Source organism: Corynebacterium sp. NML120713 (assembly GCF_001875735.1).
GTDB lineage: Bacteria > Actinomycetota > Actinomycetes > Mycobacteriales > Mycobacteriaceae > Corynebacterium > Corynebacterium pseudogenitalium.
The window spans coordinates 168582-179317 of the sequence record NZ_MLCR01000015.1 but is presented as its reverse complement, the minus strand read 5'-3'; the positions used below and the strand labels follow the sequence as shown (position 1 = coordinate 179317).

14 protein-coding genes and 2 tRNA genes are annotated in these 10736 nt (G+C 61.0%); 2 read left to right on the top strand and 14 right to left on the bottom strand.

Going from position 1 to position 10736, the window contains the following annotated elements; genetic code table 11:
• Positions 1-217 precede the first annotated feature (217 nt).
• From BJP06_RS08765 to BJP06_RS08705, 14 genes are all read right to left on the bottom strand, one after another.
• Positions 218-290 (bottom strand) — tRNA-His (locus BJP06_RS08765).
• A 43-nt stretch (positions 291-333) separates the two neighbouring features.
• Complete coding sequence (gene orn, locus BJP06_RS08760; protein WP_071573582.1) at positions 334-969, bottom strand: oligoribonuclease; 636 nt, start codon at positions 967-969, stop codon at positions 334-336.
• Positions 970-1776: a mycolate reductase gene (gene cmrA, locus BJP06_RS08755; protein WP_071573581.1), complete on the bottom strand. Its 807-nt coding sequence runs from the start codon at positions 1774-1776 to the stop codon at positions 970-972. It abuts the gene before it with no gap.
• A gap of 5 nt (positions 1777-1781) precedes the next feature.
• On the bottom strand, positions 1782-2111 hold the full coding sequence (locus BJP06_RS08750; protein ID WP_071573580.1) for a hypothetical protein: 330 nt from the start codon (positions 2109-2111) through the stop codon (positions 1782-1784).
• Positions 2104-2532 carry a hypothetical protein gene (locus BJP06_RS08745; protein ID WP_143110604.1) on the bottom strand — a complete coding sequence of 143 codons (429 nt, stop codon included), beginning with the start codon at positions 2530-2532 and terminating at the stop codon, positions 2104-2106. Before BJP06_RS08745 ends, BJP06_RS08750 begins: the two co-directional genes overlap by 8 nt.
• 26 nt (positions 2533-2558) lie before the next feature.
• A complete protein-coding gene (locus tag BJP06_RS08740) occupies positions 2559-2996 on the bottom strand; it encodes a type II toxin-antitoxin system death-on-curing family toxin (RefSeq protein WP_218161320.1) in 438 nt (145 codons plus the stop codon).
• Positions 2997-3074: 78 nt separating this feature from the next.
• Positions 3075-3647, bottom strand: coding sequence for a Panacea domain-containing protein (locus tag BJP06_RS08735; RefSeq protein WP_071573577.1), 573 nt, complete (start codon positions 3645-3647; stop codon positions 3075-3077).
• Between the two features lie 243 nt (positions 3648-3890).
• Positions 3891-4016: a hypothetical protein gene (locus tag BJP06_RS12325; RefSeq protein ID WP_255365827.1), complete on the bottom strand. Its 126-nt coding sequence runs from the start codon at positions 4014-4016 to the stop codon at positions 3891-3893.
• An 86-nt stretch (positions 4017-4102) separates the two neighbouring features.
• Positions 4103-4176, bottom strand: a tRNA-Arg gene (locus BJP06_RS08730).
• 51 nt (positions 4177-4227) lie between these two features.
• Complete coding sequence (locus BJP06_RS08725) at positions 4228-5895, bottom strand: phospho-sugar mutase (RefSeq protein WP_071573576.1); 1668 nt, start codon at positions 5893-5895, stop codon at positions 4228-4230.
• A 2-nt stretch (positions 5896-5897) separates the two neighbouring features.
• Positions 5898-6548 carry a deoxyribose-phosphate aldolase gene (gene deoC, locus BJP06_RS08720; RefSeq protein ID WP_071573575.1) on the bottom strand — a complete coding sequence of 217 codons (651 nt, stop codon included), beginning with the start codon at positions 6546-6548 and terminating at the stop codon, positions 5898-5900.
• A 36-nt stretch (positions 6549-6584) separates the two neighbouring features.
• A complete protein-coding gene (locus BJP06_RS08715; protein ID WP_071567636.1) occupies positions 6585-7949 on the bottom strand; it encodes an MFS transporter in 1365 nt (454 codons plus the stop codon).
• A 37-nt stretch (positions 7950-7986) separates the two neighbouring features.
• Positions 7987-8706 carry a purine-nucleoside phosphorylase gene (gene deoD, locus BJP06_RS08710; RefSeq protein WP_070478436.1) on the bottom strand — a complete coding sequence of 240 codons (720 nt, stop codon included), beginning with the start codon at positions 8704-8706 and terminating at the stop codon, positions 7987-7989.
• A gap of 138 nt (positions 8707-8844) precedes the next feature.
• Positions 8845-9789 (bottom strand): sugar-binding transcriptional regulator, encoded by a 945-nt coding sequence (locus tag BJP06_RS08705; RefSeq protein ID WP_071573574.1) that lies wholly within the window; start codon positions 9787-9789, stop codon positions 8845-8847.
• A 79-nt stretch (positions 9790-9868) separates the two neighbouring features.
• Here BJP06_RS08705 and BJP06_RS12140 point away from each other — a divergent pair, with 79 nt between their 5' ends.
• Positions 9869-10045 (top strand): hypothetical protein, encoded by a 177-nt coding sequence (locus tag BJP06_RS12140; protein WP_177224297.1) that lies wholly within the window; start codon positions 9869-9871, stop codon positions 10043-10045.
• Positions 10046-10149: 104 nt separating this feature from the next.
• Entirely contained in the window at positions 10150-10431 is a 282-nt protein-coding gene (locus BJP06_RS08700; RefSeq protein ID WP_143110603.1) for a helix-turn-helix domain-containing protein, read from the top strand.
• Positions 10432-10736: the final 305 nt, after the last annotated feature.

Genomic DNA, 10736 nt, shown 5'->3' with positions numbered 1-10736 from the left:
TCGGCATTGATGGTCAGTGGAACCCCAGCTTAGGCGTGAGAAAAGGGTGGGCTGGACGCAGCTAAACACACACAAAATGTCCCTTATCGCGACACGCCGTAAAAACACACAAAATGTCCCTTAAGCCGCTTAACCCAACAATTCTTGGCTTAACGTACCTGCTGTCAAAAGCAATGTACCCCGCAACCTGCTTGTGCAGGTTACGGGGCACTCTCGGGGTGGCTGACGGGGCTCGAACCCGCGACACCCAGGATCACAACCTGGTGCTCTACCAGCTGAACTACAGCCACCATCGCTGTTTTTCAACAGCGGGAACTACTTTACAATGAAAGCCTAGGATTGCAAAAACCGCTGGTAGTGGGCGTGTGCGGCGGCTGCAGCGTCGGCGGCCACCTCAGAATCCGGTCCTGGTTCCGGGGTGAATACGCAACGCCGGTAGTAGTCGAGCTCCTGGATGGATTCCACGATGTCGGCGAGCGCGCGGTGCGCCAGCCCCTTCTCGGGCTGGTTGTAGTAAGCGCGCGGGAACCAGCGGCGTGAGAGCTCCTTGATGGTGGAGACGTCGATCATGCGGTAGTGTAGGGCGGCGTCGAGACGCGGCATCTGCTCCCGGATGAATGACCGGTCGGTGGCGATGGAATTGCCAGCAAGCGGCGCTGGGTGGTCTGGGTCGCAGTGCTTTGCAATCAGCGCGAGGACCGCGTCCTCAGCCTCCTTGATGGACACGGAGGAGGAGCGGATCTCGTCGAGAAGCCCGTTCTCGGTGTGCATGTTCAGGACGAAGTCATCCATCTCCGCGAGCTCATCTTCGGTGGCGTGGACGACGAGGTCCAAGCCCTCGTCGAGAATCTCAAGCTGGGCATCGGTGACGAGCGCTGCGACCTCCACGATGACGTGGCGGGACGTATCCAGGCCCGTCATCTCCAGGTCGACCCACACGATGCGGTCGTTTTTTGCAGGGACATCCATCTATTCTTCTCCCATCTTTGCGTAGAACCGCCCCATGATCGGGGCGAGGGCGCCGCGCGGAGCGTACGTCGATACGAAATCCATCACCTTGGAAAGCGGACCCGGCACTACGCGGCGCTTGTTGCTGCGCATCGCGCTGATGGTGTCCTTCGCGCAGGACTCGTACGTGGTCCAGAGGAAGTCCGGCACCACCTTGTCCACGATCGACTGCTCCTCCTCAGGAACCTCAGCCTCACGCACCGGCCCCGGCGCGAGCAGAGTGCAGTGTACGCCGCTGTCCTTGAGCTCATAGTGCAGGGCCTCCGTAAACGTATTGACGCCCGCCTTCGTAAACACGTACGTGGCATTGTTCGGGATCGGCATGTTACCTGCTGCCGAGCCCACGTTGCACAGCGAACCCTCGCCACGCGGCACCATTTGGTCGAGCACCGCCTTCGTGATGCGGAACACCGCCGTGGCGTTGAGGTTGAACTGGTCCGTCTCGTAGTTCCAGTCCTGCTTCATAAACGGACCAAAGGAGGCGATACCGGCGGAGTTCACGCAGATGGTGATCTTCTTCTGCCCGATGTAGTCCAGCAGTGCGGTCACGTCGCGCTCCTTGGACAGGTCTGCCGCGAAGACTTCGGCGTTGATGCCGTGCGCTTGTGCCAGCTCGTTGGCAAGCTGCATCAGCACCGCTTCTCGACGCGCCACCAGCAGTACGTTATATCCAGCAGCAGCAAGTTGGCGCGCAACTGCCTCACCGATGCCCTGTGAAGCGCCGGTAATCAGCGCGAACGAATCAGTAGTTGGGGAGGGAAATGTCATGCACCTCAGGGTACCCGACTGCCCGACTCCGCAATCGAGCGCAACTCCTCGATACAGTCCTGGTATGCGCGGGCACCGGTAGCGGTCAGAGAGACCCAGTCCACGTTCTTGTCCGGGTTCGCCTTGCGGTCCGTAAACAGGGAGACGTAGCCGGCTTCTTTGAGCGCGTCGATGGCCGTGAGGTAGGCGTCGCTCTCTAGCTGGGTGAGAGTACGCAGCCGCTTGGGGTGCATCTCCTTGTTCTCTGCGGCGCCGACGTCGCTGGTGGTGGACTCGGCGGCAAAGAGTGCGGCGCAGATGCTCAAGCACGAGGGTTGCAACAAAATATCAGGCATTGTTCCTCCAGCTCCTCGCGTACGTAACGACGAAAACGACGGTCGCGAACGCGCCGAGCAGACTCGAGAACACCTTGTTCTGAAGCGGGGCGACCTGCAAGAGCGATATGCAGAGGAAGTACACGCCGAAGGGAAGAAACGACATTTTTGGGTCCTCTTTGACCGGCTGTCGGATGCTTGAGCGCACGCCGTTTGACCTGCGTCGCTCGATGACAACGATGCACCCGATACATGGCACAAACAGGAGGAACGGCCAAAACTGGTCGAGAACAAAGATCAGCGGCAGGCTCGCCCCGAAGCAGACCGCCGCGCACAAGATCCACCCCCAAGGAACGGCCGGTCTCTCCCTGGTGCGCTCCTCAGTTTCATGCGCTGCGGCCAGCAACTCGCGGGCCTGAGCGGAAGACATTAAGACGGACATGGCGCCATGGTACATCGGGGGCGATGCTATTTTTGTCGGTGGCGTCGCGCTAGACCATCAATGTCGGCCCAGCGTTGAAATGCGCGGCTGGTGTGTGCGATGACCGAATCCAAATCCGCGGCATGTGTAACGATGTACTCCATCAGTCGGGCGCCTTCTTCGCCTGCGGCTAAATCAGGTCCCTTGCCCTCTGGCTCTCGGACATGAACCGAAAACAAGCGCAGATAAGTGAGCCCAACGATAAGTGCGGTGCGCTTGTTGCCATCGGCAAATGGATGGTTATTGGCTATATGGACGGTCAGCGCGGCTCCTCTATCAAACACCGAGGCGTACCGGGGCTGGCCACTGAATAACTGGAACGGGGCGTAAACTGCACTTTCCAAAGAAGCCCGGTCCACAGTAAATCCAAGATAACTCTCCGGTTCTCCGTTCGCGTTTACACGATCCCCGCAGCCTTGATTCACTGCGCACGCCAACTCCACGAGCATTTGAGCTAAAAGCTGCTCTCTGGAAGCTTCACTGTGGTCAGACAATTGCGTTGATTACCGGTCCGCGAGGAGTGAAAGGGTGTTGTGCCATTCCGCTTCGACTTCATGTGCAGTGGCAAGCAGATGATCGAAGCTAGGAAGGTGATCCACGTCTGGCAGGGAAGGCGAGTCTGGGACAGAATGTCCTGACTGGAGCAACTCCGTGAACTCTTCGCGCATCGTGGTCATGCTCAAAGCGCTGCTACAATGCGTGGCCCCGACCGCGTTGCTGCGTGCTTCCTGCCAAGCTCGACCGTGGCTCATGTCTGACAACTCCGCGGATGTCAGCGAACCGTAGAAATTCACAACGCTTTCAATCGTTGCTCGGGCAAATGGCGAAAGTGCCGAAGAATTCCCACCAGGAACGTGTGGGACCTCCCATCCACGCGCGACGTTTTCTGTACTGCGGCGGAGGTCATAGGGGACGGGTCCTTTTGCCCAAGCTTGCAGCTCTTCTTCAAATAATGGCATTCCGGTCCAGGCAAGGTGCCAGCCTTGGGAAAAGAAGCAGATTTTATAAAGCTTCATCTTGTCGACGCCGGGGATGAGTTCGGTCACATACTGGCCGGCGTCAAGAATATTGGACATAGTGATCACCAACTTTAGAGAGGCTTCAGGAACCCAACGGTACTCGAACCTAATGGACCGCTATCCTACCAGCACATACGAGTGTGCTACGAGTGAAGTTGTTTTGCTTGAGGGCTGTTCTTTACGGGGCTGCCTGGGCGGCTGGCGCGCCACGTGACAGGGGAGACGCCACAGTGCTCGGCACATTCCGGAACGCGCCATAGGCGCGGCCGGTCTACTCATCGATAATGATGGGCTGCACGGCTATGCCTTCTTTTTGTTCTTGTCGATGCCGTAACCGACGGCAAGGAAGGCGAGACCGAAAAGAGGGTTGGCGCCTGCGAGGGTGGTGATGATGCCGGTTCCGGCTCCAAGGAGTGTGAATCTCATTGTGGGTCCTTTCTTCAAACCCACCATACCAACAAAAACACCCCCACCACCAGGTAAAACGCCAGGCAACGGGGGTAAACGAAAAGCGCCCCCAGCAGGATTCGAACCCGCGACACACCGGGTAGAAGCCGGTTGCTCTAATCCACTGAGCTATGGAGGCTGAGCTGGGCGTCGATAAATCGGCGCCCAAGCCTTCGATAGTATAGCGCAGTTAGATTCCGCACAGCGCGCGGGTGGCGTCGCTGATGGTGGCCAGGCGGGCGTCTGCGGCGGCCCAGTCAGGCGCCTCTCCTGTTTCGACTGGCAGGACCACCTCGAGGTAGCACTTCAGCTTCGGCTCGGTGCCGCTCGGGCGGATGACTACGCGGTCGTTGTCCGCGGTGCGGATCAGGATGCCGTTGGTGCCTGGGGTGGCGCCGTAGCCGTTGTTGAGGTCGACGTACTCGACAACCTCAGAGCCAGCGAGCTCCGTCGGGGTGTGTGCGCGGAGGCGCTGCATGGCGTCGCTGATGAGGGAGAGGTCTTCGACGCGGAAGGTCAGCGGCTGGGTACGGTACAGTCCGTACTTGCTGGCCAGGGCGTCGAACTGCTCGAGCACGCTCATGTTGCGCGCCTTGAGCTGCGCCACGATCGAGCCGACGATCACCGCGGCGGACATGCCGTCCTTGTCGCGGGCGTGCGCCGGGTCGACGCAGTAGCCGATCGCTTCCTCGTAGCCGAACACGAGCTGCGGGGTGCGTCCGATCCACTTGAACCCGGTGAGCGTCGTTGCGTGCTCGAGCCCGTGCGCTGCCGCGATTTTGCCGAGCAGCCTGCCCGAAACAATCGAGCACGCCGTCGAACCGCCCTGCGCGCGCGACGCCATGTACTCGCCGATCAGTGCTCCGGTCTCGTCGCCGGAGAGTTTCACCCAGCCGTTGCCCAGCGGGGTGCCCGCGCTTGGGGTGGTGCGCGCCGGGACGGCGACTGCGCAGCGGTCGGCGTCGGGGTCGAGGGCGATGATGACGTCTGCGTTGACCTCGTTCGCCCTCTCGACGGCAAGATCGAGGGCACCGTCTTCCTCCGGGTTGGGGAAGGCGACGGTGGGGAAATCAGGGTCAGGCTTCCACTGCTTTTCGACGCCCACTACGTCCCCAAAGCCCGCAGCCTCCAGGGTGGCGCGTGCGAGTTCGCCACCGACGCCGTGCATTGGTGTGAGCACGATCGTGATCGGTGGGGTGCCGTCGAGGTCGCTAAGCGCGCTGGTGGCGGCGACGTAGTCCTCGCGGGTGTCCACCTGCTCGATGGTCGTGTCGAGCGGGAGGTCCGTCGCGCCAGGTGCGGCGGCGATGCAGGCGGCGATCTCGGCGTCGGCAGGTGAGATGATCTGGCAGCCGGCGGCGTTATCTGCGTCGACGACGCGCCCGCCGAGGTAGACCTTGTAGCCGTTGTCCCACTTCGGGTTGTGGGAGGCGGTGACCATGATGCCGGCGTCGGCGTTGAGCGTGCGCACGCTGAAGGAAGTCAGCGGGGTCGGCTGGGCCAGCGGCAACAGCATGGCGTGCCCACCCGCGCCGGCGACGACCTCAGCTGCGGCCTGCGCGAATTTGGCGGAGCCGTGGCGGGCGTCGCACCCGATGACCACGCGAGGCGTGTCCACCTGCTGCTTGAGCCATTCCATGAGCCCGGCGGTGGCGCGCATGACCACGGCCTGGTTCATGCGGGACTCGCCGAAGCCAATCTCGCCGCGCAGCCCCGCGGTGCCGAACTGGAGCGGGCCGGCGAAGGCCTTCGCAAGCTCGGCCTCGTCGTCGAGGACGGCAGTTAACGCCTCGCGGGTGGCGGGATCGGGATCTTGCGCGATCCAAGCCTCGGCCTGTGCACGAAGATCAGTAGCCATTGTTAGTTCCACCCTTCCAGCACCGCTGCGGAGCTGGACAGGCCCAGGCGGGACGCGCCAGCCTCAATCATTTCCTTCGCGGTGGCGGCGTCGCGGATGCCGCCGGAGGCCTTCACGCCGAGCTTGTCGCCGACGGTCTCGCGCATCAGTTTCACCGCGTGCGCGGAGGCACCACCAGCGGGGTGGAAGCCTGTCGAGGTCTTCACGAAGTCGGCACCGGCCTCCATGGAAGCCTTGCACGCTGCGACGATCTCCTCGTCGGTGAGGACGGCGGACTCGATGATGACCTTGAGCAGCTTGTCGCCGCACGCCTTCTTTACTGCGGCGATGTCGTCGCGTACGACGTCCCACTTGCCTTCCTTGGCGGCACCCAGGTTGATGACCATGTCAACCTCGTCCGCGCCGTTGGCAACGCTGTGTGCGGCGTCGGCAGCCTTTGCCTCAGTTGGGACTGCGCCGGACGGGAAGCCACACACCACTGCGACCTTCAGATCAGCTGGGGTCTCGATGGGCAGCATGGATGGGGAGACGCAGACGGAGTACGTGCCGAGGTGCGAAGCTTCGTCGATAAGCTTGGCGACGTCCTCGTGGGTGGCCTCCGGCTTGAGCAGCGTGTGGTCGATCATCTGGGCGACATTTTGGCGAGTAAGCATGTTGAAAAACTCCTTGAGTTGTAGAAAGTGTGCAGGTTAAGCCGGTTGCTTCATGCGCGCAGTGAGCGCTGCATAGAGCGCGGTGCCGGCGACTGCGATGATGGCCAGGATGAGCATGACGGTGGGGTAGCTGCCCGAGTTTTGTGGCAGGAAGCCTGGCACCCCAAGGCCGAGATCCACCAGCTTCGCGCTGTACGCGATGCCGAGCGGGACGGCGACGTTGATTGTGAGGTTGTAGAAACCGATTGCGATACCCGACTTCGCAGCGGGGATATTGCCGATTGCCGTCGCGACCAGTGGCGCGTACAGCAGGGCGAAACCGCAGGCGAAGAGCAGGGAGGAAAGCATGAAGACCCACGGGCTGGCTTCCATCCCGACTGCGAGGAGCAGCAACGCGATGGTGATGGAGGCGAGTGCGGTGAAGATCGCGGGGCGCGTCGGCAAGAACTTGCCGATCTTGCCTGAGAGCGCGCCGACGATGACGGCGCCGGTGTAGCCCGGGATGAGCAGCAGGGAGGCGTCGTCAGCGCTGAGCCCGTGGACGGCCTTCGCCATTGCGGGGAAGAGCACCAGGTAGCCGAGCTGCACCGAGTAGACAATCGCGACGAGCACGATGGCGGTGACGTAGGCGCGGTTCTGGAAGAACTCCGGGTTGACCAGCGGGCGCTTGCCCTTCTTCACGTGGGCGATGAATGCGACCAGCGCGAGAACCAGCGGGATGAGCCACAGTACCTGGAAGGCCTGCATGAACATGATGGCGCTGGTCGCGAGCACGGCGATGAGGAACAAGCCCAGCCAGTCGACATGGCCCGACTCCAGGGAGGCCTCCTCCGGGACCGTCTTCATGATGACGGGGACGGCGAAGATCAGGATGAGCGGGATGAGGAACATCGCGGTCCACGAGATATGGGTGGCGATGTAGCCCGAGGTCAGCGCGCCGAAGAGCGTCGCGCCCTGGAAAGCAGACGTGGAAAAGCCCAGGTAGGTCTTCTGATCCTTCTCGCTGAGGTGTTTGGTCACGTAGATGACGTAGAGCGTCTCCGCCGCAGCGAGGCCGGTGGTCTGCACCACGCGGCCGGCCAGGACCAGCCCCCACACGTTCTGACCCAGGTAGCCGATGACCGAGCCGACCAGCGTCAGCGTGATACCGACCATCAGTAGCTTGCGGATACTCACCACGTCAGCCAATGCCGCGTACACCACCGCGCCGATGCCGATGATCACGCCCGCGAGCGAGGCCTGCAAGCTGACCTCATTGAGGGAAAGGTTGAGCGCCTCACCCATCGAGTCGGTCATGAACTTGAAACCGTTATCGATGATCAGCGAGAACACGAAGGTAAACAGGATGATCGGCACGGCCCGCTTCGGGCTGAGCGCCTTTTGAACTGTTTGAGATGTCATGGTGAGTTCCTTCAAACGTGTAGGGACGGGTTGTGATTTAGACGGCGGCCAGCGGAAGTGCCAGCTCCATCATCTGGGTAAACGCGCTCTGACGCTCCTCAGCGGAGGCCTTCTCGCCGGAGCCAATGACGTCGGAGACGGTGAAGATCCCCATCGCGTCAACGCCTGCCTCGGCAGCGACGGCGTAGAGGCCGGCGGATTCCATCTCGACGCCGAGCACGCCCATCTTGGCCCAGCGGTCGTTGACGTCGTCCTTGAAGTTGTAGAAAACGTCGGAGGACAAGATGTTGCCCACATGGATGTCGACGCCCTGCTTCTGCGACTCCTTGTAGGTTGCCTCGAGCAGCTTCCAGGACGCGGTCGGGGCGTAGGTGCCCGGCAGGTCGTACTGCTCGATGAAGTGCGAGTCCGTGGATGCGGAGGAGGCGACGATGATGTCGAAGAGCTTCATGTCAGGCTGGAAGCATGCGCAGGAGCCGACGCGGATGAGCTTCTTTACGCCGAAGAAGTGAATGAGCTCGTAGGCGTAGAGGCTGATGGACGGAATGCCCATGCCGGAGCCCATCACGGAAACTTCGTGGCCTTGGTAGGTGCCGGTGTAGCCGAGCATGTTGCGCACGGCGTTGAACTGGACTGGGTTTTCCAGGTAGGTCTCTGCGATGAACTTCGCGCGCAGTGGGTCGCCCGGCATGAGGACGGTTTCAGCGATTGGTCCGGTTGGGACGATGTGCGGTGTGGAGACGGTCGGGGTGGACATGTGCAACTCCTTTTTCGGTAGCTGGTTGACCTTTCGCTGTCCACTCTAAGACCGTTCGGAACATATGACAATATCAAAGTTTGCAAATGTTCTGATTGGGGGTGCAAACCACCCCAGATGGGGGAGAAGGGGCGTCAATTAGCGGGTCTTCGCGATCTCCAGCACCCGAACCGCCGTCGGCTGATCAATCACCAAATCACTGGCCAGCCCCATCCACAGCGCCGTCTCAATCGCCTCAGCTTTATACAAACCCCCAGCTACCAGCACTCGACGTGGTCTCGCCCGCAGCTCGTCAAGCTCAATGCCCACCGTCAGATCATCAATTCTTTTCGACGCCACATCCCCCTCCCGCGTGTAGAACCGCGAACAAGCGTCACCCACCGCAACGCCGAGCAGCTCCCGCGACATCTCCTCAGAGAGGTACCCCAGGTTCATCAGCAGGCTCTGTTTTCGTACCGATCCCACCGTGAACACCGCCACGTCCGTCTCCCGCCCATGCTGCAGCACGTCGGCGATATGGGAATCCTGCTCCACAATCTCCTTGGTTTCCACCCGCTCAAAAATGACAGGCAACGGGAGCGTTAACGCGGGCGCGTTGAACGCGGTGCAGAAACCGGTGATCGTCTCAAAGTCATTCGTTGCCAGGTTGGAACGCGACGACCCACCTTTCAATTGCACAATCTGGCGCGCCCGCATGTTCGTCGATCGTAGATTCCGCGCAATGTTGAGCAGCGTTTTTCCCCAGGACACCCCCACCGAAAGGCCATCCAACGGCATCGACTCCAGGTAGCGTGCGCCAGCCACCCCAAGATCCTCCATGATCGCTGCAGATGGGTTCGCCGGGTGAACAATCCGCACACCCTCCAGCGTGTACCGGGAGGTGAGATCCTCGATCAGGATCTCGTCCGCCTCCTGCGGGTCGTGTACCTCAATAGTGACGTAGCCACGGTCCTTCGCGTGCTGCAGAAGCTTCGCCACCGTAGGACGGGAGCAGCCCATCTCCGCAGCAACCTCCGCCTGACTCAGCTCCGAGCGGTAATACAACTTGGCAGCCGTCAGCGCATCCCGATCACGTGTGTCCATGCACTACAGCGTAGCGCCTGGGGGTTTGCCCTTAACTGTGTGGCAATATCTTGGCTAGGCCCTAAGCGAAAGGAAAACCATGAGCAACGACGAAGTAACGATGCCACGCAAAGAATACGAGGCGCTGAAACGAGAAAATGCTCGACTGCGCAAAGAAGCCAAGCTGTGGAAGGACACTAGCGATGTCCTGGGAAAAGCTATGGGGTCTCTGCCAAAGCAACATGGCGGGACCTCCGACGCGGCGGAAAAATTCTAAGCCCCGAAGAAACGAAGCGGTACGAGGAAGGAGTACGTCAAGAAAACGAGTTCCTGGATCTACTCATGGGCGTCGGGCATTCTATGAGTCGCGCCTGCAAAATTTTGAAGATCTCACGCTCGAGGCGCTATTACCAGACCAACCCGAGGCCCAAAAAGGAAAATCCGATCCCTCACCGCGAACGAAACATCCCACGTATTCCGGATTCAGATGTACAACAGATTCTCGATCTTTTCGACGCCCACCCCGACCTGAGCGCGGACGCCATCTATCAGAAGGCGCAAGACAGCGGGTTGCAGCTCGCGAGCTTGCGGACTTTCTACCGCATCGCCCGTGCACACGGGAAGCTACAGCGTCAGCGCCGCGCTGCTGAATCAGACTCGTAAATCCACCGTGGCGTTTTTCGCGACGGACCCTCTGCGTTGGGTGTCCGCGCGGCGGACACTTATTGGTGGTGGGTTTTCTGGAGCTGCTGGTGAGAGGGCTGCCGCGGACAGAGTGCGGTCAGGGTGTCCGCGGGGCGGACAGTTCTTTGGCGATCCGGTCTCACCGGTTGAGTGTCCGCGGGGCGGACAGGGCAAGTGGTTGGTTCTGCCCAATCCGCGAGGTGGGAGAGGTGCCGCGGACATGGTGTGGCATGCCAGTTGTCCGCGGGGCGGACAGGTTTTCTGGGTTGGGGCATCCCCGGGTG